The sequence below is a fragment of the Paraflavitalea speifideaquila genome, from assembly GCF_032395985.1.
In the GTDB taxonomy this organism is placed as follows: domain Bacteria; phylum Bacteroidota; class Bacteroidia; order Chitinophagales; family Chitinophagaceae; genus Paraflavitalea; species Paraflavitalea speifideaquila.
On the sequence record NZ_CP135920.1, the window covers coordinates 4,420,224 to 4,442,214 of the forward strand.

At 41.2% G+C, this 21,991-nt stretch carries 34 protein-coding genes and 2 pseudogenes; 2 read left to right on the forward strand and 34 right to left on the reverse strand.

Features of this window, described 5'->3' with window-relative positions:
* Positions 1-124: 124 nt before the first annotated feature.
* The 12 genes and pseudogenes from RS881_RS30405 to RS881_RS30460 all read right to left on the reverse strand — a co-directional run bounded on the left by RS881_RS30405 (position 125) and on the right by RS881_RS30460 (position 6,644).
* On the reverse strand, positions 125-382 hold the full coding sequence (locus RS881_RS30405) for a hypothetical protein (RefSeq protein WP_315814177.1): 258 nt from the start codon (positions 380-382) through the stop codon (positions 125-127).
* A gap of 25 nt (positions 383-407) precedes the next feature.
* A complete protein-coding gene (locus RS881_RS30410) occupies positions 408-680 on the reverse strand; it encodes a hypothetical protein (protein ID WP_315814178.1) in 273 nt (90 codons plus the stop codon).
* A 78-nt stretch (positions 681-758) separates the two neighbouring features.
* Entirely contained in the window at positions 759-914 is a 156-nt protein-coding gene (locus tag RS881_RS30415; RefSeq protein WP_315814179.1) for a hypothetical protein, read from the reverse strand.
* Positions 915-940: 26 nt separating this feature from the next.
* The gene (locus RS881_RS30420) at positions 941-1,243 is read right to left on the reverse strand and encodes a hypothetical protein (RefSeq protein ID WP_315814180.1); all 303 of its coding nucleotides are present in this window, start codon (positions 1,241-1,243) and stop codon (positions 941-943) included.
* A 198-nt stretch (positions 1,244-1,441) separates the two neighbouring features.
* Positions 1,442-2,109 (reverse strand): annotated as a pseudogene (gene istB, locus RS881_RS30425) (IS21-like element helper ATPase IstB); the annotation flags it as partial.
* A 177-nt stretch (positions 2,110-2,286) separates the two neighbouring features.
* On the reverse strand, positions 2,287-2,847 hold the full coding sequence (locus tag RS881_RS30430) for a Mu transposase domain-containing protein (protein ID WP_315814182.1): 561 nt from the start codon (positions 2,845-2,847) through the stop codon (positions 2,287-2,289).
* A 19-nt stretch (positions 2,848-2,866) separates the two neighbouring features.
* Positions 2,867-3,838: an IS21 family transposase gene (gene istA / locus RS881_RS30435; RefSeq protein WP_315814183.1), complete on the reverse strand. Its 972-nt coding sequence runs from the start codon at positions 3,836-3,838 to the stop codon at positions 2,867-2,869.
* A gap of 292 nt (positions 3,839-4,130) precedes the next feature.
* Positions 4,131-4,478 (reverse strand): hypothetical protein, encoded by a 348-nt coding sequence (locus RS881_RS30440; RefSeq protein ID WP_315814184.1) that lies wholly within the window; start codon positions 4,476-4,478, stop codon positions 4,131-4,133.
* Positions 4,479-4,670: 192 nt separating this feature from the next.
* Positions 4,671-5,009, reverse strand: a complete 339-nt coding sequence (locus RS881_RS30445) for a hypothetical protein (RefSeq protein ID WP_315814185.1) — start codon at positions 5,007-5,009, stop codon at positions 4,671-4,673.
* 173 nt (positions 5,010-5,182) lie between these two features.
* Entirely contained in the window at positions 5,183-5,785 is a 603-nt protein-coding gene (locus RS881_RS30450; protein ID WP_315814186.1) for a hypothetical protein, read from the reverse strand.
* A complete protein-coding gene (locus tag RS881_RS30455; RefSeq protein ID WP_315814187.1) occupies positions 5,782-6,213 on the reverse strand; it encodes an RHS repeat-associated core domain-containing protein in 432 nt (143 codons plus the stop codon). Before RS881_RS30455 ends, RS881_RS30450 begins: the two co-directional genes overlap by 4 nt.
* Entirely contained in the window at positions 6,162-6,644 is a 483-nt protein-coding gene (locus tag RS881_RS30460; protein WP_315814188.1) for a hypothetical protein, read from the reverse strand. Before RS881_RS30460 ends, RS881_RS30455 begins: the two co-directional genes overlap by 52 nt.
* Before the next feature lie 301 nt (positions 6,645-6,945).
* Between RS881_RS30460 and RS881_RS30465 the strand changes: the two genes are divergently transcribed.
* Entirely contained in the window at positions 6,946-7,116 is a 171-nt protein-coding gene (locus RS881_RS30465; protein WP_315814189.1) for a hypothetical protein, read from the forward strand.
* Between the two features lie 441 nt (positions 7,117-7,557).
* Here the strand turns inward: RS881_RS30465 and RS881_RS30470 are convergent, their stop codons facing one another.
* From RS881_RS30470 to RS881_RS30525, 12 genes are all read right to left on the reverse strand, one after another.
* Positions 7,558-7,932, reverse strand: a complete 375-nt coding sequence (locus RS881_RS30470) for a hypothetical protein (protein WP_315814190.1) — start codon at positions 7,930-7,932, stop codon at positions 7,558-7,560.
* 213 nt (positions 7,933-8,145) lie between these two features.
* Positions 8,146-9,321 (reverse strand): RHS repeat-associated core domain-containing protein, encoded by a 1,176-nt coding sequence (locus RS881_RS30475; protein ID WP_315814191.1) that lies wholly within the window; start codon positions 9,319-9,321, stop codon positions 8,146-8,148.
* A gap of 118 nt (positions 9,322-9,439) precedes the next feature.
* Positions 9,440-9,796 carry an IS1 family transposase gene (locus RS881_RS30480; protein ID WP_315814192.1) on the reverse strand — a complete coding sequence of 119 codons (357 nt, stop codon included), beginning with the start codon at positions 9,794-9,796 and terminating at the stop codon, positions 9,440-9,442.
* Between the two features lie 668 nt (positions 9,797-10,464).
* Entirely contained in the window at positions 10,465-10,758 is a 294-nt protein-coding gene (locus RS881_RS30485; RefSeq protein WP_315814193.1) for a hypothetical protein, read from the reverse strand.
* On the reverse strand, positions 10,755-10,949 hold the full coding sequence (locus tag RS881_RS30490; RefSeq protein WP_315814194.1) for a hypothetical protein: 195 nt from the start codon (positions 10,947-10,949) through the stop codon (positions 10,755-10,757). The genes RS881_RS30485 and RS881_RS30490 overlap by 4 nt, the downstream gene beginning before the upstream one ends.
* A gap of 422 nt (positions 10,950-11,371) precedes the next feature.
* Positions 11,372-11,617 carry a hypothetical protein gene (locus tag RS881_RS30495; RefSeq protein ID WP_315814195.1) on the reverse strand — a complete coding sequence of 82 codons (246 nt, stop codon included), beginning with the start codon at positions 11,615-11,617 and terminating at the stop codon, positions 11,372-11,374.
* Between the two features lie 169 nt (positions 11,618-11,786).
* A complete protein-coding gene (locus RS881_RS30500; RefSeq protein WP_315814196.1) occupies positions 11,787-11,996 on the reverse strand; it encodes a hypothetical protein in 210 nt (69 codons plus the stop codon).
* Between the two features lie 138 nt (positions 11,997-12,134).
* The gene (locus tag RS881_RS30505) at positions 12,135-12,503 is read right to left on the reverse strand and encodes a hypothetical protein (RefSeq protein WP_315814197.1); all 369 of its coding nucleotides are present in this window, start codon (positions 12,501-12,503) and stop codon (positions 12,135-12,137) included.
* 368 nt (positions 12,504-12,871) lie between these two features.
* Complete coding sequence (locus RS881_RS30510; RefSeq protein WP_315814198.1) at positions 12,872-13,768, reverse strand: RHS repeat domain-containing protein; 897 nt, start codon at positions 13,766-13,768, stop codon at positions 12,872-12,874.
* A 325-nt stretch (positions 13,769-14,093) separates the two neighbouring features.
* Positions 14,094-14,402, reverse strand: a complete 309-nt coding sequence (locus RS881_RS30515; protein WP_315814199.1) for a hypothetical protein — start codon at positions 14,400-14,402, stop codon at positions 14,094-14,096.
* An 85-nt stretch (positions 14,403-14,487) separates the two neighbouring features.
* Positions 14,488-14,727 (reverse strand): hypothetical protein, encoded by a 240-nt coding sequence (locus RS881_RS30520; protein ID WP_315814200.1) that lies wholly within the window; start codon positions 14,725-14,727, stop codon positions 14,488-14,490.
* 170 nt (positions 14,728-14,897) lie between these two features.
* Positions 14,898-15,353, reverse strand: coding sequence for a hypothetical protein (locus RS881_RS30525; RefSeq protein WP_315814201.1), 456 nt, complete (start codon positions 15,351-15,353; stop codon positions 14,898-14,900).
* Between the two features lie 379 nt (positions 15,354-15,732).
* Between RS881_RS30525 and RS881_RS30530 the strand changes: the two genes are divergently transcribed.
* Positions 15,733-16,164 carry an integrase core domain-containing protein gene (locus tag RS881_RS30530; RefSeq protein WP_315814202.1) on the forward strand — a complete coding sequence of 144 codons (432 nt, stop codon included), beginning with the start codon at positions 15,733-15,735 and terminating at the stop codon, positions 16,162-16,164.
* Positions 16,165-16,414: 250 nt separating this feature from the next.
* Here the strand turns inward: RS881_RS30530 and RS881_RS30535 are convergent, their stop codons facing one another.
* From RS881_RS30535 to RS881_RS60140, 10 genes and pseudogenes are all read right to left on the reverse strand, one after another.
* The gene (locus RS881_RS30535; protein ID WP_315814203.1) at positions 16,415-16,711 is read right to left on the reverse strand and encodes a type II toxin-antitoxin system RelE/ParE family toxin; all 297 of its coding nucleotides are present in this window, start codon (positions 16,709-16,711) and stop codon (positions 16,415-16,417) included.
* Complete coding sequence (locus RS881_RS30540) at positions 16,708-16,971, reverse strand: hypothetical protein (protein WP_315814204.1); 264 nt, start codon at positions 16,969-16,971, stop codon at positions 16,708-16,710. The genes RS881_RS30535 and RS881_RS30540 overlap by 4 nt, the downstream gene beginning before the upstream one ends.
* A gap of 437 nt (positions 16,972-17,408) precedes the next feature.
* The gene (locus RS881_RS30545; protein WP_315814205.1) at positions 17,409-18,068 is read right to left on the reverse strand and encodes an IS1 family transposase; all 660 of its coding nucleotides are present in this window, start codon (positions 18,066-18,068) and stop codon (positions 17,409-17,411) included.
* 277 nt (positions 18,069-18,345) lie between these two features.
* A complete protein-coding gene (locus RS881_RS30550) occupies positions 18,346-18,648 on the reverse strand; it encodes a type II toxin-antitoxin system RelE/ParE family toxin (protein ID WP_315814206.1) in 303 nt (100 codons plus the stop codon).
* Entirely contained in the window at positions 18,645-18,917 is a 273-nt protein-coding gene (locus RS881_RS30555) for a hypothetical protein (RefSeq protein WP_315814207.1), read from the reverse strand. Before RS881_RS30555 ends, RS881_RS30550 begins: the two co-directional genes overlap by 4 nt.
* A gap of 27 nt (positions 18,918-18,944) precedes the next feature.
* A complete protein-coding gene (locus RS881_RS30560; RefSeq protein ID WP_315814208.1) occupies positions 18,945-19,151 on the reverse strand; it encodes a hypothetical protein in 207 nt (68 codons plus the stop codon).
* A gap of 201 nt (positions 19,152-19,352) precedes the next feature.
* Complete coding sequence (locus RS881_RS30565) at positions 19,353-20,012, reverse strand: IS1 family transposase (RefSeq protein WP_315814205.1); 660 nt, start codon at positions 20,010-20,012, stop codon at positions 19,353-19,355.
* A 298-nt stretch (positions 20,013-20,310) separates the two neighbouring features.
* Positions 20,311-20,703, reverse strand: coding sequence for a hypothetical protein (locus tag RS881_RS30570; RefSeq protein ID WP_315814209.1), 393 nt, complete (start codon positions 20,701-20,703; stop codon positions 20,311-20,313).
* Between the two features lie 198 nt (positions 20,704-20,901).
* Positions 20,902-21,453 (reverse strand): hypothetical protein, encoded by a 552-nt coding sequence (locus tag RS881_RS30575; protein ID WP_315814210.1) that lies wholly within the window; start codon positions 21,451-21,453, stop codon positions 20,902-20,904.
* Between the two features lie 155 nt (positions 21,454-21,608).
* Positions 21,609-21,815 (reverse strand): annotated as a pseudogene (locus tag RS881_RS60140) (RHS repeat domain-containing protein); the annotation flags it as partial.
* Positions 21,816-21,991: the final 176 nt, after the last annotated feature.

Sequence of the window (21,991 nt, forward strand, 5' to 3'; positions counted from 1 at the left end):
TCTTGGCTGCCTCTCACTACCAAAACTTTTGTTGCAGCCTCAGTTACAACCTCTCCAACAGAATTCTTTTTAAGTACTTACCCCAAACCTGCTGGCAAATCAAAAACTTTGGCTTCGCCCGGTGCTAATGCGTTCCCTGATCTGCTACGGTGTAGGAGAAACTCTTGTTATCTTCCCCATAGGTCTTTTGCAGGTACCCGGCATTGAGTAGGGTTAAATGATGACGTTTTACAGTGCTTAAAGAGATATGCAGGGCTTTGTTGGCCTGCCTGTTGGCAAAGGTAGGGGATTCTGCATCTGCCAGCCAGCTTTTCAGTGCTTCAAAATAACTCCTGCAAGTCCCTGACAGGTCATCACTTTTGCGTAGCAATATCTCCCCCATCAGTTGAATGGCTTCCTGTATATCATCAGGAGTAGTCTCGATATAAACCTCTCTTATATGTACATCTGTTTTTTGCTCCCGTTGAAACTGGTGATAGAATGACTTCTATAAAAACCAGATAATGGGCATTTGTCCTCCGGGGTTTGAATACACTCACCGGCAACTGTATATCCTCTGCATAGGGATTCCTGACAGCTACAGGCCGCAATACCCTTTGTACATCCTGTAAAAACTGCTTTACCTGGTTCTCCTGTGCTGTATTGATCTTACCAGCACTCTTTTCACGCTGATAGTCCATAATCTGGTTATTTTGCTGCTGACTTTCATCCAAATAGATCAGGAAACTCCTGTTGGCATTGTCTTCATATACAGCCTCCTAAGTAGTACATGCTGCTACACATACAGGGTCTTCTACTCTTAAAGTGGTGGTTTGGGCTTCTACATTGGCTGTTTTAAACACCACGGTTTTATTGATCACCTTCTTGCTCTGTAGTTCCCGCAGGGGATATAGTACTTCCTGTGCGCCATCCAAATCCTCAATCAGTATCAGCTTATGCTTTAACTCCTGCTTGCCGAAGTAATAAAAACATTCTCACTCAAAGCTGTGATCTCAATTTTATCTTCCGGAGTCATAAGTTCCCCTACCTTCTCCTGCAAGTGGCTTTTACCTGTTCCACTGCTGCCTAAACTGATAATGTGTAGAGGCTGCTCTCTTTTCCGGCTGGTGAATACCAGGTACATGAGTAATCTGTTGGTTTCCTCTCCAATTACCCCACTCTGGCCTATTAGGTCATTGCTTCTTTGAAGTAATCCGGGTTGTTGTAAAAAGCGCTCCACTTCTCTCCTTCTCTCCGGCTTCATAGGTTCCCTAGCTTCCGTTTTAACCTGTAAATTCCGCTGATGGTAACCCCTCATTCCGGGCATGATCCCCCCTGCAAGAAGGCCCAAAAGAGAAAGAGCTATTTTGAAGATTTCAAAGATATGATTTGGGGGATAAGGACTATTATTTTTCTTTCTGCGTGATTCTCCTTTTAATTCAATTCGATGGCATCTGGCTGTCAGTCTGTCAAGGATTGCATCTGCCAGGGTGGGTTCATCCAGGTAATCATGCCATGCAGATACAGGTAATTGAGAGGTAATGATGAGCGATTTTTTTCGTACCGGTCCTCCATGATTTGAAGTAATGCCAGCTTTATATTTTTGTTGATATGCTGTAAGCCAAAATCATCCAGAATGATCAGGGGTACCTTTTCCAATTGGTTTAACAGCTTTACGTAGCTTCCTTCAGTTTTAGCCATGAGGATGGCTTCAATCAACCGGTTCATGTTAAAATAGCGCGTTTTAATGCCCATCATACATGCCTGGTGTCCCAGGGCGCAGGCAACTACACTTTTGCCGCAACCGGTAGCGCCCGTAATCAGTATATTTTCTCCGGCCCCGATGTAGTTGCCTTCCAGTAAACTGCTCCAGGTGGCTTTTGTGAGGTTACGTTCAGGGCTACAGTCTATCTGCTGGGGCGTGACATTAAAACGCAGCCTGGCGGCTTTTAACAAGGATTCCATGCGTTCGTTGGTACGGTGCAGTTGTTCAGCCTGTAGTAAATGAGCCAGTAGTTCGTGTCCTTCGAGTTGCTGGTTAACCGGCAGTTCCAATTGGCATCGGTAACTGGCTGCCATGCCGTTTAACTTTAAGTCTTGCATTTGCTCAAGGGTTTGTGTCGTGTTCATTGTTGTTGATTTTTATAAGTGATTAAAAATATCGTTTGGCGCTGTAGGAAGCATATGATTGGTTGATAAAAGCATTCATTCAATACCGGTAGTAAAATCATATGCTTCCTACAGTGCAAGCCCGCGGCAGGCGTCGGAGGGCTGGCGTGTGTAATAGCTGTATCATCGTTTTGATCCCTATTTGTAATTTTCAGGGCCTCGGATATTATCGTGTTCAGGCAACTGTTCTTTTTGTTCGTCCTGCTCTTCATCAAAAAGCAATGGTTGTTTATCCAGTCCGGCTTCAAGGATATTACGGATCATTTTCAGCGTTGGCCTGGGAACGTTGGCTGCTCTGCGGCAGGCCGCTTCCAGACGATCTTTCCCATATGCGTCTTGCAGGCGTATCATGGCGTGACAGGCCTTGTAGTTCTGTTCCGGGTATATGCTGCTATGCAGCAGTCGGTCGGCTGCCTGCCGGGTATATTCGCCTACCCATCCGGCTTTCTGAAGCAGTTGCTCTACCGTCCATCCCCGTAGCTCAACCATATGCTGATGATTGGCAGGCATATGCTCATGGATACGGTTAAACTTAGGTTCGTTGCTGCTGCGCACATGGAAGGCAATGCGTTCGTTTTGACAGAATACTTCTACTGTCCTGCTATCATAGCTCACCCATACTTTGTATCCGACATATTGATATGGAACCGTGTAATAATGCATGTTATCGGTGAGTTGGATGGCATAGTTTGATTGCACCGTTACCTGTTTGCCTTTTTCACCCGGAATGGCTCCGGGGAAGCGGTTTTAACACGGGAAGCTCCTGGCGCATAAAGATGTCCATGCGGCTCTCCGAACTGTTCTTGTATGGTTTTCGATTAAGGACATCCAGGTGCAGGCGGATGTGATGATTGAGCGATTCGATGCTATGGAACACGTCTTTGCGCAACCGGGCATAGATATGTGTATAGACTATGTTCACTGCATTTTCCACCATTCCCTTATCGGTAGGTTCTTTCGGGCGGGTAGCGCTGAGCGTGGTATTGTAGTGTTCAGAAAGCTGGTTGCAAAGATCAGTAAAGGCAGGCTCGTATTTATCGGCGCGTTTTACGGCTGTTTTGAAGTTATCACACAGGATGGTTTTGGTAACGCCACCAACGTACTTGAGGTGCTCATTAATGCAATGGGCAAAGTCGGCTGTTTTTTGTGATGGCACAGCCTTGCAGAATATCAGTCCGCTAAAGGGCAATACACCAACAAAGACTTCGCAGGCAATCACTTCGCCAGTTTGCCTGTCTACATAACTGAGCTTCTTTCCGGCAAAATCACCTTGCATGAACTCTCCCGGAATATATTCCCAGTGGAAAGCGGGGTCAGTGTCTTTCAAATATTTTCTAAACAGGTAGCAATACTGGCTATAGCGATAGGGTTCTTCATTTTGCTGGCAATATTCTATCCAAAGCAACTGTTTGGTAACACCGGTTTTGTGTAGTTCTTTCTGCGCCTGCTCAACGTGAGCCAGCAGGGCTTCGAAGCGTTTACCACGGATGATTGTATCATCGCTGTTATAAACAACCGCTGCCAGCTCTTTATCACTAGCTAATAATGATTGGCTATCATCATCATCGATGACTTCCATTTTGCGCAAGTATTTTTTAACCGTTTTACGGCTGATACCCGTTCGACGGACTATTTCCTTTATGGGAACGCCGTCTTGCTTTAATTGTTTGACTTGTTTTATCTGGTTCATATCAACTGCTTTTTTGAGCCATTTTCCCTGTTTAATCGTCTTAAAAAGGGCAAATGAATACAAATAGCACTGACTCTTTGGAGGCTTCTGCTGAAGGGGTTACCATGCTCCGGAATGACTATTACGCAAGTGGGTAACGAAAGGGGTTACCATGTGCCGGAATGACAGTGCGGGGAAAAGAAAAATTATTACAGTGCACCAAAAAAAGAGGGGAAAAAGTTACGGGAGATATAAAATCCAGGAGGATAAAAACGAAGCCGAGGGGTGGGGTTACCATCACCGGAATGAGGGGTTACCATAAAACGGAATGGGGGTACCATGCTCCGGTATCTACACGTTTTAACCTGCTTTTTAAGCCCACCAAGCCGGTAGTTATGAGTGCTGCAAACACCTCTGCCATGTAAGCAGTGCCCAAAGAAAACCGCTCTGCGCATTTCCTCACCAGTTTTTCCAAAGCAGTATCATTGTACAAGTCCACGTTATGTCTTACTGCCAGTTGCTTCCATTCAATCTTCAAGGTTACCCGCATCCTGTCCAGCCCTTCTATCTTTAGACCTCCCAGTATGCCAATTTGCAATTGTTCATAATTCCATGTAAAATATTCAGGATTATCAGTATTGAGTTCAGTTTTTGTTGACATGGTTACAGTTTAAAATGAAAAAGGAAACATTACTGCTTCCCTTGAATTGGTTATAACAAAAAGGACTGGCTTTTAACCAATCCTTTAGATATTTTAAATTTAAACAGCTGACAAGTTGGACACTGCCGGATATCCGGACGCTTTATTGTAGAAAGATCGTAGAGGTTGCAGGGTTACAAGTTGTACACTGCCCTACTTATTTGATGAAATTAAATGGGCTATACTTTTACTAAAAAAATCAACCCAATTACTATCTTGAATACTAATCAAGCCTGGCAAATCATGATTCTTTAGTTGCTCATTATAGTTGGACAATACGTGAAACAAATCTGAACACTTCTCATGAATATTGCGAAAATCTCTATAATAGTACTCAAATGCACCAAACGTAAACAACTGGCTTATTGCATCCGCAGTCAGGTCTGATATTCTTTCAGTGGTTTGAATCTCAAATCTTACAATATCCATACATAAAAAAACGAAACTCAAACTTATGAAGGCTGCTTTGGCTAAAATAGCTTTGATTGTCATTTTTGTCTTTAATCAAACTTATTGTTTGATCTATCAACTTTATATCATTTTCTATCATTCTTCAGCTATTGATTTAATATTATTTTGTAATTCCGTACTGAAATATTGCTTAGTTTTTGTGTATCGAATGGTGGAATCCATTACTGAAGTTCTTTTAGTCACTTCGTAAGTTACTAATTTATATCCTGAAAAATCTCCAAAGCCAACGCCTGTCGCCCCAGCATCAGCACCATAAGCATCTGTAAAAAGTGTTTTTCCGGTTCTATACCCCTCCTGCTCCTTTCGAACTTCCATACTTTATCTCCCGGGTTTAAAACAATTTCTTTGACTGTCTTATTATAATCAATTGTATTCATGAGATTATTAACATCTCTGTCTGATTTTCCCGCTGCTTTAAAAACACTTTGAGCATATTCTTTACGAATAGCTGTTTTACTATTAGCTGCGGCAGCCTGTCTCTGTACATTATTTATAGTAGAAGTAGCCTTAGCTTCTTGTTGCATGGCTCTTCCTGCATTTTCAATAGCAGGTGATTCAGCCAGCGCCTCTTCCATTTCAATTGCTGCCCTTACACCTGCACTACCAGTCATTGCTTGAGGAGCAGGAAGAACTGGAATTCCAGTTAAATAAGAAAGTGCTAATGGTATACCTACGGCAGGATTACAAAGTCCAATTGCACCAATTACAATTAACGGAGTTACCTTTGCTGATATATGAATCATAGCGCGATTCAGTCGATCTAAATAAGCAGAAAGCTCACCAGGCTTGTGTTTCATCGATTTTGGTAAAAAGGCTCTGTAATGTGTTCTTGTCCAGGGGCATATCCTCCTCCTCCAGGATACCAAGGCTCTAATCCATCCAGATCAATTGCTTGTATTGGAGTGTTACCAGCAAATTGATATGGCGTATACCAGGGATAATCCTTTGTCAACGGATCAACACTCAAAAACCTCCCAATCCTCGGATCATAAATCCGCATACCATAATCTTGCTGACTGCCCTGTCCCTTCACCTCATTGTCATTCTCCTTGCCATTAAACCCAAAACGGTAATTCGTTCCCGTACTGGCAGTAGCTACTCTGCTTAGCATCCCAAAGGGATAGTAGTCATTGGCACTCACCATGTCCGGCTCATAATAGTCTATCAAAGAACCTACGCCTCCCGAAGATACGCCAAACTTTTTATCGCTGATGGTGGTGAGCACATTGCCCAGGTGGTTCGATAATTCATACTGCCGGTTGCCCGGTAGTGCGTCGTGCCCCGGTAATCCGGGTTGATCCAGGGGCTGCTATTGGTTTGGGCATTGTCCACAAGACTGTTTTGCGGGAACAAGCTACCCAGCCGGCTGCTGCCATACAACTGTACGTCTGCCTGTGTCAGGTACAGGCCCTCCAGGTTCCCGCCTGCCGTATCTGTATTAACGGTCGTGTACGTGCTCAACAAATTACCCTGTGCATCCCGTACATACCAGGTATAATCCAGTTCCCACCGGTTGGGGGTTGGTTTTTTGTTGTACCATTTGAAAACCTTGCTGATCTGGTTGCCCTGCGCATCGTAGGTATACCGCTTGCGTTGTATGGTCACCTGGTCGGCTTCTGTAACATTCCGGTTGATCTCCGTGATCTTTCCATACACATTCCACTTGATGCTCGTAATCTTTCCGCCTTATCGGCTACCAGGTTGCCAATCGCACAAGGGCCTGTATACACTGTCGGGCAGCCCTACCCCACCGTTGGGCCGGTAATTGGCGAATGGCGTCACCCCGCATTGATCGGCTTATAATCTCCGTGGAAGTAGTTAAGGTTAAAGCCCAGCGCATCGCGATATTGCGTTTTCCAATCCCATGAGCGAGTCTGTCAATAAATAAGCCAGGTACCATTACCTCTACCATCACCCTATAGCCGATCACGAAGCATTGAGACGACATATGCCTAAAATGGTCGAAGATTATGCCAGCCGTCCATTAGCTGCTTTAAAGGGGCTTACTGCTGTCGAGGCCCTGGGCGGCCAACAGTACGATCCTGCTCAATACCATCAGCAGATTGCAACTGCCAGGGTCAGCCGGACAGCCACCAACAAGAAAGCCGCTTGTTGCTATGGCTTTTAAGTAAGCCAACTGTAAGCAGACTTTTTACTGGCTGGTCTTCTTTTATCAATAGCCCGGCTTGTGCTTTTGAGACCCAGCTTAATCAGAGGATGTTCAAGATTACACTCCTTTGTCTTACCCGCCGGTTGAAAATAAAACAGACCGACACAAAGAGCTTCGTTAACTCTATATGCTGGCCTGTTTCTTTGTACAGGTTCACCTTTTTAAGTGCACCTTACAGTGTAAATCTTATTTTTCCGCGATCCGGATATCCGGATCGCTAATCGTCAACACGTTGTGAAGGTTGCAGGGCTTCTTTGAAGCTGATGCTTCGTTGCAAATTGCAAATACCGGACTTGCTACGGTACGAAGCACAACGTTTCATCTTTTTTATTCTTTCAGATTCTCGTTGCCGACAAACTAATGATAACAGGGGGCGGCGAAAGCGGCTCCTTCACACAATTAGAACCAAAACACTTCCGCACTATCGTCTAAAGGTAAAATGCCTTTACTAACAACATTACGCAGCCCGTTTTCCTTAACCAACAATAGCCATTTCTTGTATAGAGAGTATGCCTGTTTTACTAATGCTCCATCAACTGTTTCGATTGACGTTCCTTCTCTATTTCTTAGTATAGGAAAAGCAGAAAATGAATAAGGGTTTGATAAAATAATATGATTAATAATAAATAAAGCCTCAATTTGGGTTGAATAAACTTTGGCTTGAGCAGGCACAGTTTGAGACCGCTTGGTATCATAACACTTTGGTTTAACCGAACACCAGTTTGTATCTCCTTCATAACTTAGTAACTCTTCAATCATTTCAACTTTTTCCAAATCACTGTAATTACTAAAGTAAAAAAATAATTACATTTTAGTACAGTATTACTATCATTTGCAAAAATCAACTTACAATACTTCTTTGCTTCATTGTTTTGAAAATCGCAGTTTACACTTTCTTTGGTAAAATATTTACGCATATTTTCTTGCGACTGCCCGCCGCAATTTAAATTCAATACGCATATTAAAACTATTAAAACATTCTTCATCTTATGGCTTCTTTAAAGGTATTATAATAGGAGGTTTAACATACGTTGCATTTACTGCTGCCCGTTGAGGCGGTATTTTGAAATCAAATTTAGGAACACTTGTTGTTGGCTTGGGTGCAGTACCGGGAACAGAAGAAGGGGTTAGAGCTTTCTTGACTTCTGCTTCTGTTGTATATCGAACACCATTGTCAACTGTCCCTGATTTTATATCAACTTGTTTGTCCGCTGCTTTCTTATCAACAAATTCAACATTTCCTTTTCCTTTGATGTCTGTTAACCCTCTTGAAGATTTATCTAAAGAAACATTCTTTTCAACTGTCAAAGTTCCTGCATCGTTAGAATAAGTTCCATTTTTGTTTCTAACAGCAGAATGTACTACAGCTCCACCTTTCTTAAATATGGCTGCATCTGCTGAACCTTCACTTACATTTCTTGAATATCCATCATGGTCTAACAAAGTGTTTACTTGGTCATCGTTAATCCATAATTTACCTTTAGCAAATGTGTATCCATGACAATCAGATACTGCTTCATAACCATGTTTCGCAAGGTCATCTTTTGCAGTAGAAAGAAGATTACCCTTTTTATCATATTGGGAGACAACAACGTAAGATTCGACTAATTTCAAAGCCTCTATTGGTGTGCCATCATCAGCATAAATTTTGACTACCTCATATTTTCGGTAAACTTCTTTGGTTGTAATATTTCCAGTTGATTTTTCAACACTATATCCAACAGCCATTGAAGAAGAAGAAAATGTACCTGTACTCGTAGCAATAATATTACCGTTCTTATCTTTTAAAATGTTTCCTTCATCGTCAAGAACATTAACGGGATTGTTAGCACTGTATGAGTAGGGCGATAAACTTGTGTAAACTTCTCTTAATGGGTCAACAGAAAACCATCTACCTATTCTTGGGTCGTACATTCTTGCACCAAACTCAATACTATTCCCCTCTCCTTTAATCTCATTATCATTCTCTTTCCCGTTAAACCCAAACTTGTACTTAGCTGAACTGCCAATCGTCCTGCTCAACATCCCAAGAGGATAATAATCATTGGCCGCCAGCATTTCGGGTTCATAGTAATTGACCACTGGTATGGTAAATCCGCCAGGCAATGTCAAAGAGCCATACGAATATACACCAATTTTCCGGTCGCTGATGGTGGTCAGCACATTGCCCAGGTGGTTCCCTTACTCCAATTTTTTTTGATTTAAAAATCAATCTGCGGTCATGTTGAGTTATTGAGCCAATAGTGTCTTTTACTTTGCGGGTCTGACATTTACCGGATCATTAGCCTGTTGAGCGGCCAATTAGCTTTTGAATGACTTTGTTGATATTTTCCCTGGTACGTGCTCCGCGTATAAATCCGATCACCTGCTTTGTACTCCGGTTAATTGCATACATGATATAACAGGGTTTATCCTTTCTGCCGATTAAGGTATACAACTCATCTACTTCATATACCTGGTTTGTCTCATTAAATACAGGCTCCGTTGCTTTCAGGGCATTCTTTTCTAATTGTCTTTGAACAGAAGCTATCGGAAGTGATAAGATTCGGCCAATAGAACTTATTCCAACCCCTTCCTTACTTACTATTTCAATTTCGCCGTCGAGACTTGCGCTGTATTTCTTATTGCGATAGTTCATCTGCTGGTATCTTTTACAATGCTTGCATCGATACCGCTGTGTCGATCTACAAAAGCCTTTCTTGATACAATTTCCTTCGCAATAGTTACAATTCATAGCCAGGTGCAAATCGGTACACTGCCGTATCCTGGCAACCTATTCAAGTAGCCCCTTGCCTGAGATTCTATATTTCAAAAACAATATGCCGCAAACCAGCACAGTAGTTAGCAAGTACAATGTTAGCAAAATACATAAATACCTTATGAATGATTGACTCCGCTGTTCTTTTAGAAACAATTTTACCGAGTTTACGCGAACTAATATAGCCATTAAAACCAGATAGACAATCGCTGAAAAATAAAACAAACAGCAATTACTGCTATCGCTGCACTGGCTGAAAACCCTGACAGTAATATCATTGTGTACTAGTTATGGTAATCGAATAATTTTTACTTCTTCTCTCGCATATCCATACACACCTCCTCTTGTTCCAGATGAAGAGGTTTGAGTTACAGTTTCGCTTCGGGTATAAGATATTCGAATTGGTTGATAACAAAAAGGAGCGGGTTTTAACCAATCCTTTAGATATTTTTAATTTAAACAGGTGACAAGTTGGACACTGCCGACACTGCCCAATCGGCACACTGCCTACCCTGATATTACTGGTAGGGGTAGATGATAGGTGTTTATTATTTCATCAAATTTTTATGCTCCCCTAAGAAGACTTGTAAATCCTCTGGCATATTAAGTAGAGCTCCTAATTTTCCTTTTCGCAATGACAAATCATCTGTTAAAATACTAATATATAGTTTACCTGAATCTGAAATAGAGAATTCATCTAAGTTGTAATATCTGATTAATTCACCTGCAATTGTAAACCAATTGTGTTCATTGCTAGTTAGGGTAGAATTATAAAAGCCAAGAAAGAATTCATTGACAATTTCGGAATTGTTTTGGCCAATATCTCTTAGTATACTAATCATTTTTGGGGATGTTGATTACCTTCAAATAAGAGTTCTATAAGGTTTGTATTGGGGTTGCCTTTTACAACCTCTAATTCCGCCCATTGAGATATAGATTCTGTAGAATAATATCCAAGCAATAAGCCAACTCGATAAATGTTTGCAATGATATTCTCGTTCATTATTTTATCTAAATATTCCAGGTCCTTCATGAAAAATAGTTCTTGTCCAAAGATTTATTCCAATTGATAGATCCTTACCCCCAATATTTATATTAAAGTACACCGTCTTCCAGTTATTAACTCCTGAACTCCGCAATTTAAGAATTTCATCCCTAAAAAAAGCTGTCCCTCTATGTCCAGCATCAAACTGGCCAAACGTCATCCCTCTAATGTCTGCATATCCTACTGTGGTTCCGGAACTTGTATTTAGAGAACATAGATATTGAGATTATTAATAAAAATAACAAAATCTATGTAACAAAAAAGACTGCTGATATTACTACCAGCGGTCGAGCTATTTATCCAGGCACAAGTACTCTGCCGCACAAGGCTAGACCCTGCATACTTGCGCCAGATAGGGATTCGGGCGCCTGCTTATCAAAAGGTCGTGAAGGTTGCCCTGCCCACTGCCGTTAGCTTTTAATACTGGTTGCTATTTCGTTATCGCGCCCTTTGTACTCTAGAACGCCAAGACTTGTTTCATTAAAGTCTAAGTCATTTTCAAAAACCTTCAGAAAAGACGCAGCTAAATAATAAACTTCTTGCCCACTCGATATTTCAAATAAATGCTTGTTGTCATAGCTTAGATATTCCGTTACTGAGTTGTAGCTAGTGATTTCATTTTTATCTATTTCCCTTATAGAAACACCATAAAGCATAGTGTACAGCTGAATATATCTTGTGCTAAAAAAACTATATCAATATTATGGGAATACGTTTCATTTTTCTGTGCCCGCAATAAAAGCTGCCCATGGCTCACATAAACATCAAATAAGGTAAAATATCTGTTTGATTCAAAAATTAAGCGACTCATATATGGTGAAGTTATTAAAATGGATTGGGGAATACATTGTCATTCAGGTAAAAAGTGGTCCGTTGCCCCTCCACTCCTTCCTTTTTGAAAAGTATCTTCAGGGTTACCCGCATCCTGTCCAGCCCTTCTATTTTCAATCCTCCGAGGATTGCTATTTGCAGTTGTTCATACTGACAGGTGAAGTATTCAGGATTATCTGTATTGAGTTCAGTTTTGGTTGACATGGTTACAGTTTAAAATGAAAAAAGGAAACATTTCAGCTTCCCTTCAATGGTTGTAACAAAAAAAGGGCTGGCTAATAACCAATCCTTTAGATATTTAAAATTTAAGCAGGTGATAAGTTGGACACTGCCCATTGCCCACTACCCTGTTAATTGGCAAAATATCTTCATTTCCTTTAAACTGTTTCTTTCTATTTTGTATACATAATGTTTTGCCCAGAGAAAATTCTCTCCCATAAAGTAGCATACTTTTAAAATAGCAAACTTAAAATTCATTGAAAATATGGGCCGTGAAAAAACGTAATAGCCATTATCATAATGCGCAGGATCAGCAATAATTCGAATATCTATAAACTTAGTAGGATCTATTTCTAACTTAATGCCTGCCATATCCCTTATCTGTAAATTGATAAAATCACTATCACTACTTTTGAAATATTCCTTTGAATTTTCATACAACCCACATTGCTTTTTTGTCAGTATAGATTGAACCTTTGCTGTTTTGTTCAAATGGGACTACTTCTCCTAAAACAGTTTTCGGCGCCATTCCGTCATTTCTCAAGACTAGAGATATAACCACATTCGACATGCTGTCAATTTTTTGACGACATTCATTGCCAATTTGAGTGTACCCTTTAAGGAACATAAAAATAACTAACAGACTTATAAATAACTTCCTTAGCATAGATTTTGTTTAAGTATTATTTGTTGCCATTCTGTATGTCCTTATCAATATTCTGTCTTGCCATATTTAGTTGATCAGGACTCGCCAAGTTCAAATTAGCATCACCAGGTTTTTATAGTTTACAGGAACATTTCCGTACATTAAAACATTCCTAATTATCATATTAATATCGGCTCCCCGGCTGGCAGATAAGTTAAAAGTTCGATCTTTTAGGAGGATTCCATGGATCCACCAAATCATTATCAGTTATAAGTCTAAGACCTTTCCTGTAGTCCAGATATAATGGAACCAAGTCTACATCCGGAGCTTCATTAACTGGCCCCTGAGGGTGCGACATTGTTGATGCTTGGTGAAACATCTCGTGAAGAATCGTACCTGAAATCTTTTCAGAGCTTCTAGCTACATATTGTTTTGAATTATTATTATAAATATTTGCGTAAATCGAAGACGTGTTGACTTGAGAATTCCTTTCAGTTGTTGTTCCCGTGAATTTCGCTTTGCTAAAAGGCATATAATCGTCAGTTAGTCTCATTCCAAAACCATCGATAGTTTGAGTGCCAAAAGTAATTTCAATATCGCCAGAATACTGAACTCTCCTCTTATCATCATAAACATTAACAGCTGGCTTAAAATCTTTGGCCAACGCTTCAGCTAATTGTTTTAAAGGCAAATTTTTTGTCATACTTTCATTTTGAATGTTCAATTTCACTTGAAAATGATCATTAACAACTCCTGTCTCAGGATTATAAGTCTCAGTCTTACTCCACTCCTTGCCATCCAAATCGACCCCATCAATCGGCCTGTTGCTTGCAAATTGATATGGTGTTAACATTGGATACCCTTTAGTCAACGGATCCACACTCAAAAACCTCCCAATCCTCGGATCATACACCCGCATTCCATAATCCTGCTGACTACCCAATCCCTTCACCTCATTGTCATTCTCCTTACCATTAAACCCAAACTTGTACTTCGCCGAGTTTCCAATAGTCCTGCTCAACATCCCCAAAGGATAATAGTCATTAGCCGCCAGCATTTCGGGATCGTAGTAATCTACTACGGGGATCGTAAATCCGCCTGGCAATGTCAAAGAGCCATTCGAATATACACCAATTTTCCGGTCGCTGATCGTGGTGAGGGCCCATCAGATTGCCCAAAATAAAAGAACCTCCTGCGGCAGCTATACTTTTTAAGCAAAGCTGTTAAGGAGGTTCTTTTACAGTACATTGTTAACCTGCGTTTTTTTCCTATTGGCTTTTTAAACTTCAGCCAACACCTGCTTTATACTTCCTGACGTCTTAACCCCGCAGCCCTGTTCCTCTTTTTATCCCGTCCGGATATCCGGACGCCTTATTGTAGAAAGATCGTAGAGGTTGCAGAGCAGGTGATAAGTTGTATACTGCCAAATCGGTACACTACCCTAAAATGGTCAATAATTTTTCAGCAGTAAATTTTTCATAGTAAGTATTCACTACTTGTAAATAAAGGTTTTTATTGCCTAATTGTTTCAAATCGAAATAATCCTTGACATCATTACCTTCTTTAATGATTGTCATCATTGTTACCTTATCTATTACCGAATCAACATGATTGAGTATGGATACTTCCAACCCTCTAACCTCTTCATATTCACACTCAATACTCTGCATACTTTCTCCAAACCTATCCTCTTTCACCCATGGACTCAACATTGCCCAATTATTATTGATTGGAGCTGCTTTCAATCGCTTAAAAAAAGGGGGACTTTATCAAAATTTAAATCTTTGCCATATAACCTCCATTTGTTTTTGCTTACTTTAGGATACTTATTTACAGAAACCGGCCCAAACATGATGCCGTGTTTTTTATATTATCAATGGTTGGTTCAAGATTTTTTTCCTTGTCTATTAATCCAAAAACCTGCATTAATATTCCATCAAACCCGGCAATATCAGAATAATCTAATATTTCAGCATAGGCATATCCTTTGCCAAAGGCAAGTGGAAACTTATATACATTTCCAGAAGTTTCAGCTATCATTTGATTTGTACTTTTAATACTGTTTGCCAATCAGGGGCATTTTTGTTTAGCCATTCTAATCCAGCACTTACATATATATCTTTTACTGCTGCAGCATTTTTATTTCCCAACACAGGCTTTACAGCATTGGTAGCTTTATTGGTCCCCCGTACTGGCGCAAGTATGCAGGGTTGGCTTGTGTGGCAGCGTACTTGTGCCCTTTACTTTATAATCGGATCTATCGGCAATAGTTCTATAAGCCCTTTCCCACCATAATAATCTTTAGCACTGCTAAAGGTATATTCTTCCGACTTTTCTACAATCCCGGCTAATACCGGGTTACGATGTATATAATCCAACCTTTGATGTTTCCTTTCTGGGGTAGTAAGCTCTATCGGATGATTGTCCTGCTGCCACAACTGAAAACCGCTGTTATTGCTATTGGCGGTACCGGCTCTGCCCATTAACTCTAGCAGCCATTCCTTGCGGCTTTCACCAGGGAGGCGCTGAATTGCGGCCCTTAACTTCTCTGAAGTATGTCGCTTCATATCCCGCATTATGTCTTCCAGCTTTTCACCATGAGAACCAATGATCAGGTGCCCATGGCTTGTCATAATACACCCGCCATACAGCTCCATACCTTTATTGGCTATGCAATGCCGCCAGCTATCCAGCATAATACCTTATATTCATTGCGAACAAAGAGGTCAATCCAGTACACCACAGCAAACGTTACGAAATACAACTTTTCCTGGTTCCGGAACTTGTATTTAGAGCTCATCGATATTGAGATTATTAATAAAAATAACAAAATCTATGTAACAAAAAGACCGCTGATATTACTACCAGCGGTCGAGCTATTTATCCAGGCACAAGTACCCTGGCACAGTTACCGGGCTGCCTACTTGCGCCAGGGGCTAAGAGGTGACACCTTTTCGTTTTCGTGGTAAGGGAAAGGTGTCACCTCTTTTCCTGATGAAGGTGAGCCGCTCTACAACGCTGCATTTGCCAGTCTGCAGAGCGACCCACCTTTCGCCAGGGGCAAACAAATAAAATTTGGATGACAGTTCCTTGCGCCAGTTAGGGGGCGTAACTTCCTGTCAGCTTATTACCGATGACGGCTCCGAAAATTACGGTCCGGTTTCTGCAATCACTTCCTCCGATCTGCCGCCCATTATAGAACACCTCATTGCCCAACAGGATATTGAATTTTCCAACTCCATGATCGAGGCGGTCAATAAACAATTACAATACCGCTTTCTGTATCACCGGTCCATTCCTGATTTTGCCGCCCTTCAAAAAATTATCCTGCAAGCCATTGAGGATTACAACAACCGGCCCCATGCTGCCTTGAATGGGTTAACACCCCTGGAAGTCTTGCATGGTAAACGATATGACAAAGCAACATACCATCAACAAGTTAATGCTGCCAGGGCCCATCGGATTGCCCAAAATAAAAGAACCTCCTGCGGCAGCTATACTTTTTAAGCAAAGCTGTTAAGGAGGTTCTTTTACGGTTCATTGTTAACCTGCGTTTCTTTTCCTATTGGCTTTTTTAAACTTCAGCCAACACCTGCTTTATACTTCCTGGCGTCTTAAACCCGCAGCCCTGTTCCTCTTTTTATCCCGTCCGGATATCCGGACGCCTTATTGTAGAAAGATCGTAGAGGTTGCAGAGCAATGCTGTTATGAAATAAAAAGACCTGCTTTCGTTAGTGCAGGTCTTTTGCTAATTACTTTATTGATATTTCTTGCGCGGATTTCTTCTGGTATGAAATACAGAAACAATAGCTATGACTTTCTTTCTTTTATGAATACGGTAGACAAGCAGATAGGGGAAAGTTTTTATAATGCCTTCCCGGTAATGTTTTCTTCTTTCAGGATACCTCTCTGGATTCTGTTCAATTGATCTGATACAGCTATCTATACTCATTTTGAATTTATCACCCAAGCCTGTTTGCCTATCCTCATACCATTCCCATGCTTCCACCAATTCCAAACGTGCCTTCTGCAAGTATTCTATGCTATAACTCATTTGGAAGCACGCTTTTTCTTTAATTGTTCAAAAGTTGCATCCACTTCCGCCTGTGAGTATCCTTTTTCTTTTCCACTTGCCCAGGCATCATACCTTTTGTCTAATTCTTTGACAAAAGCCTTATCCTTCCACCATTCCAGTTCTTCTGTAATTTCATCTTCCAACATCATGAATATCCCTTTCAACTTTTTATCACCGGCAACCCGGATATAGTCATATAGCTTTTCTCTTATTGCTGCTGTTGTCATAACTATGCTCATTTTCAACAAATTTAAGATATTTAATGATTATCCAAAAGGGTGATGTTTGGTTAGGGCATCCTGTAAATCCTCAACCTCCTGGGCAGCGTATTTCCCGGTACTGGATATGTACTTATGACCTGCCATGTACTGCACCTGCCTTTTAGGGTGAATTTTAAGCCAATTCAGGATCACATAACCACGGATATGCAGGGCATTCGTCACAATGGGGTTTAAACCCTGTATTTCCTCCATTAAGCGCAGAACTATGTTCCGAACACTGCCTGGTATCAATTCCTCCCCTTTGGGCTTTAAATGGCCCCTGATGGCGGCTAAATACTGGTGCAGGAGTATGGTCTGCTTTGAAGATAGCCCTGACTGCCTGCTAAAATCGGTCCTCTTATCCATTCTGCTAAGCTATTGAGCCGGGAAACTCTTTTGCTTTGCTGGCCTGGCTTTCATCGGCTCAATGTCCTGTTGGGCTGGTGTTGAGCCGGTAACCCGGTTTCATTCTCCTTCCAAACGTATAAGCTGAAGCAGGCTTCCAGCATGGTTATGCTCTTGCTGTAACAAATCGTTTTCCGGGATAACCTTTTTATATGTGTCCGCAGGGTGAGGTTCTTCCTTTCTATCCGGTTTGTTTTATATTTACAGACCCGGTGAAGCTTCGCTGGAATGATATAAGAGAACAGGGGTAACTTATCTGTGTATATTTTTTTAGGCGCCAGGCTCAACAATTTATTGATCACCTTGCCAATATTATCTTTTGTTCTGGCTCCGGTTACATAATCGATCACCTTCCGGGTAGCACGGTTAATAGCGTAGATCACAAAACACAACTTAACTCCAACAGGAGCATACAACTCATCTACTTCATATACCTGTCCGGATTCATCATAAATAGGTGGCTTTACCTGCTGTGATGCCTTCAACAATAACAGCTGAACGGAGCTTTTGGGTATGTGAAGTATCCGGCCAATAGATCTAATACCCATACCTTCGTTGTTTAGTAATACGATTCGATGTTCTGCTTCCTTATCGTAGCAGTTTTGCCGGTAAAATTCCCGCTGATGTTTTCCACAATTGTTGCATTGCCATTTTTGTACCCCTTTATACATCCCTTTCCGTTTGCATGATCCTTTACAATATTTACATTCCATAGCCAGGTAACAAGTTGGACACGATAGTTTTTAAAAGTCAATACAGACGCCCTTTTTTAAGAGCCTGCCTCTTAACAGGCATTCCATACCAACCATAAAACTACATCAAAAACAAAAGGACTGGTTCTGAACCAATCCTTTAGATATTTTAAATTTACGCAGGTGACAAGTTGGACACTACCGAATGAAAAAAGCCTGCTATTTTAATGATAGCAGACTTTGTAATTATTTAGGATTACTTACGATGCCTTTTGCGGGGATGTTTCTTTTGATGGATAACAGCGTTGACAAAGACCACCCTTTCTTTCTTGTACAACTTATATACTATGATATAAGGAAATACATCTACTGTTGCTGCTCTATACCCGCTCTTTGTCTTTTGCCCAAATACTTCAGGTGTTTTTGCTATTTGTTCCAGTTTAGCCTTCACCATTTTCAAAAAACGTTCCCCTAATCCTTCCCTTGCAGTTTCATACCATGTATATGCTTCCAGATAATCCCCTTCAACATCTTCATGGAAATCCAGCCTGTAATTCATCGTTTAGCCTTTACTTTAGATTTGTAGGCTTTCCTTACCCTTGTTTCCAATTCATCCAATGTAAGCACCTTTGCCTTCCCGCTTTCATATTCAGCAGTTCTACGGTCTAATTCAGCGATAAATGCTGAATCCTCCCAAAGATCATTTTCCTGTTCTTCTGCAAAGGTTTTAACAACTGTTAATACAGCCGTTATTTGTTTATCATTTAGCTGGGTCAGATAAGTATTGATTTGTTTCAGTTTAGTTGCAGCACTCATAATCGCATACATTTTCAACAAATTTAAGGTTTTAAATGATTACCCAAAAGGATGGTGTTTTGCCAGTGCATCCTTCAAATCCTCCACCTCCTGGGCAGCATATTTCCCGGTACTGGATATGTACTTATGACCTGCCATATACTGTACCTGTCTTTTAGGCTGGATTTTGAGCCAATTCAGGATCACATAACCACGGATATGCAGGGTATTCGTCACAATGGGGTTTAAACCCTGTATTTCCTCCATTAAGCGCAGAACACGGCTTCGACACCGCCAGGCATCAACTCCTCCCCTTTGGGCTTTAAATGGCCCTGGTGGCGGCTAAATACTGGTGCAGGCGTATGGTCTGCTTTGAAGATAGCCCTGACTGCCTGCCAAAATCGGTCCTCTTATCCATTCTGCTAGGCTATTGAGCCGGGAAACTCTTTTGCTTTGCTGGCCTGGCTTTCATCGGCTCAATGTCCTGTTGGGCTGGTGTTGAGCCGGTAACCCGGTTTCATTCTCCTTCCAAACGTATAAGCTGAAGCAGGCTTCCAGCATGGTTATGCTCTTGCTGTAACAAATCGTTTTCCGGGATAACCTTTTTATATGTGTCCGCAGGGTGAGGTTCTTCCTTTCTATCCGGTTTGTTTTATATTTACAGACCCGGTGAAGCTTCGCTGGAATGATATAAGAGAACAGGGGTAACTTATCTGTGTATATTTTTTTAGGCGCCAGGCTCAACAATTTATTGATCACCTTGCCAATATTATCTTTTGTTCTGGCTCCGGTTACATAATCGATCACCTTCCGGGTAGCACGGTTAATAGCGTAGATCACAAAACACAACTTAACTCCAACAGGAGCATACAACTCATCTACTTCATATACCTGTCCGGATTCATCATAAATAGGTGGCTTTACCTGCTGTGATGCCTTCAACAATAACAGCTGAACGGAGCTTTTGGGTATGTGAAGTATCCGGCCAATAGATCTAATACCCATACCTTCGTTGTTTAGTAATACGATTCGATGTTCTGCTTCCTTATCGTAGCAGTTTTGCCGGTAAAATTCCCGCTGATGTTTTCCACAATTGTTGCATTGCCATTTTTGTACCCCTTTATACATCCCTTTCCGTTTGCATGATCCTTTACAATATTTACATTCCATAGCCAGGTAACAAGTTGGACACGATAGTTTTTAAAAGTCAATACAGACGCCCTTTTTTAAGAGCCTGCCTCTTAACAGGCATTCCATACCAACCATAAAACTACATCAAAAACAAAAGGACTGGTTCTGAACCAATCCTTTAGATATTTTAAATTTACGCAGGTGACAAGTTGGACACTACCCAAGTTGGACACTGCCAGCAGGTTTCAATCGGTACATTGCCGACATTGCCCCTGCCGGTCTTATTCTTCCTGGGCTAATTCAAAAGATGCGTTGATGCTGTGTTGATGTAATTTATAACTTCCTCAACTTTTCCGTCATTGTAATTGCCATGCTTGCCCTCGGTTAAATGATAATCTTGCGAACTTAAAATGTATCCATTAGACCTTGATACTTCTATTCCAACAGTAAGGCCATTGCCTATATCCTCAAGATTCAACGTATAAACAACACCATATTCATCGGAATTGATTTTCTCTTTAACAACTATTTCTATTATGTATTGGTGGTAAGAAACCTCTTGTGCTGGTTGATGTTGTTCCATTCTCACAAAAATGGGACTTTCATCTCGTTCTGATGTTTCTTTTAGCTTGGAAAACACTTTTAAAAAGGCGGCTTCTATCTTATTGAAAATAATATTATTATCCATTGCTATTTTTTAGGTATTGTTCGCTCTCGAATTCGGGCTTTTTTAGAATCCTGGTTAATAAATGTGGTGCCTTACCTTTTTCAATATCAAGTCTTGTTTGTGCCCAAATTTTGAGAGCACGTTGACTTTTGGGTCTAATTCCTACATGTCCATCTACCTCTGTAAGTTGAAACCCTAATTTAGCTAATTTTTCGCGGCTTAGGACTTGAACTTTCCCCCTTTCCCTCTGGTTGCAGCTTCAGGTGTTGTGAATGTTGACCAACCACTTTTGGGATCTGATTCATCATTGTCATCTTGATCGGGTCTTGGTGTGAAATTTAAGTCTGTAAATGATCCACCACGATAAAGTAACTTTTCAGCTTTATCATCGTTAGTGTTATCTATGCTATTTGATGGGGATTTAGCTACCGGATTTTCAGCTACCATCGTAGGGACGGGATTCTGAGAATTTATTTGATTAAAATATTTCAGCTTTTCATCCTGTAATCCGACGATAAGTTTATCTACCCATGTAAGTTGGTGGCTTTTGGGAAATTTGAACACCGCATTTTTATAGGGTCGCCCATTTACATCAGCACCAGTGACCCAAATTCCATCATCATCTTGGACTACACCTGCACTCTGTGCATTTTTGGGAACGTATTGACTAAAAACTGCATCCGGTATATGTACTGTTGGGGCTGGTAAGTTTGCTGCTTCAGGAGACAAATCAAGTGGGGCACTCCTGATTCTGCCATTAGGTTTAACCACGTAGTTGCCAGGTTGACCGTAGTCGCTGGGGGTGGTATAAGTAATAGGAGGCCTTGTAGGCGCAGGAGTATTTTGAGCTCTGGCTGTGGGGGTTTCAAACCATCAAAATCGATATAATTGATCGGATTGCCCTCTGCGTAAGCATAAGCACTATTCCACGGAAATTCAGCTCCAATCGGATCCACACTCAAAAACCTCCCAATCCTCGGATCATAAATCCGCATGCCATAATCCTGCTGATTCTGCCTGCCCTTTACCTCATTGTCATACTCTTTACCATTAAATCCAAACCGGTATTTATCAGAAGCACCAATGGTACGGCTTAGCATTCCAAAAGGATAATAGTCATTAGCTGCCAGCATTTCGGGATCGTAATAATCTACCACGGGGATCGTAAATCCGCCAGGCAATGTCAAAGAGCCATTCGAATATACACCAATTTTCCGGTCGCTGATCGTGGTGAGTACATTGCCCAGGTGGTTCCCTTACTGCGGAGTTTTTGATGTAAAAATCAAGCTGCGGCTTTATCCCAGCTTAA

Coding starts and splice junctions, on each gene's coding strand:
- RS881_RS30405 (WP_315814177.1), bottom strand. CDS start 382: ATGGGGGAGATATTGCTACGCAAAAGTGATGACCTGTCAGGGACTTGC.
- RS881_RS30410 (WP_315814178.1), bottom strand. CDS start 680: ATGGACTATCAGCGTGAAAAGAGTGCTGGTAAGATCAATACAGCACAG.
- RS881_RS30420 (WP_315814180.1), bottom strand. CDS start 1,243: ATGAAGCCGGAGAGAAGGAGAGAAGTGGAGCGCTTTTTACAACAACCC.
- istA (WP_315814183.1), bottom strand. CDS start 3,838: ATGAACCAGATAAAACAAGTCAAACAATTAAAGCAAGACGGCGTTCCC.
- RS881_RS30440 (WP_315814184.1), bottom strand. CDS start 4,478: ATGTCAACAAAAACTGAACTCAATACTGATAATCCTGAATATTTTACA.
- RS881_RS30445 (WP_315814185.1), bottom strand. CDS start 5,009: ATGACAATCAAAGCTATTTTAGCCAAAGCAGCCTTCATAAGTTTGAGT.
- RS881_RS30450 (WP_315814186.1), bottom strand. CDS start 5,785: ATGAAACACAAGCCTGGTGAGCTTTCTGCTTATTTAGATCGACTGAAT.
- RS881_RS30465 (WP_315814189.1), top strand. CDS start 6,946: ATGGTCGAAGATTATGCCAGCCGTCCATTAGCTGCTTTAAAGGGGCTT.
- RS881_RS30480 (WP_315814192.1), bottom strand. CDS start 9,796: ATGAACTATCGCAATAAGAAATACAGCGCAAGTCTCGACGGCGAAATT.
- RS881_RS30485 (WP_315814193.1), bottom strand. CDS start 10,758: ATGATTAGTATACTAAGAGATATTGGCCAAAACAATTCCGAAATTGTC.
- RS881_RS30490 (WP_315814194.1), bottom strand. CDS start 10,949: ATGAAGGACCTGGAATATTTAGATAAAATAATGAACGAGAATATCATT.
- RS881_RS30495 (WP_315814195.1), bottom strand. CDS start 11,617: ATGCTTTATGGTGTTTCTATAAGGGAAATAGATAAAAATGAAATCACT.
- RS881_RS30500 (WP_315814196.1), bottom strand. CDS start 11,996: ATGTCAACCAAAACTGAACTCAATACAGATAATCCTGAATACTTCACC.
- RS881_RS30525 (WP_315814201.1), bottom strand. CDS start 15,353: ATGCTGGATAGCTGGCGGCATTGCATAGCCAATAAAGGTATGGAGCTG.
- RS881_RS30535 (WP_315814203.1), bottom strand. CDS start 16,711: ATGAGTTATAGCATAGAATACTTGCAGAAGGCACGTTTGGAATTGGTG.
- RS881_RS30540 (WP_315814204.1), bottom strand. CDS start 16,971: ATGAGCATAGTTATGACAACAGCAGCAATAAGAGAAAAGCTATATGAC.
- RS881_RS30545 (WP_315814205.1), bottom strand. CDS start 18,068: ATGTATAAAGGGGTACAAAAATGGCAATGCAACAATTGTGGAAAACAT.
- RS881_RS30550 (WP_315814206.1), bottom strand. CDS start 18,648: ATGAATTACAGGCTGGATTTCCATGAAGATGTTGAAGGGGATTATCTG.
- RS881_RS30555 (WP_315814207.1), bottom strand. CDS start 18,917: ATGTATGCGATTATGAGTGCTGCAACTAAACTGAAACAAATCAATACT.
- RS881_RS30560 (WP_315814208.1), bottom strand. CDS start 19,151: ATGGAGGAAATACAGGGTTTAAACCCCATTGTGACGAATACCCTGCAT.
- RS881_RS30565 (WP_315814205.1), bottom strand. CDS start 20,012: ATGTATAAAGGGGTACAAAAATGGCAATGCAACAATTGTGGAAAACAT.
- RS881_RS30570 (WP_315814209.1), bottom strand. CDS start 20,703: ATGGATAATAATATTATTTTCAATAAGATAGAAGCCGCCTTTTTAAAA.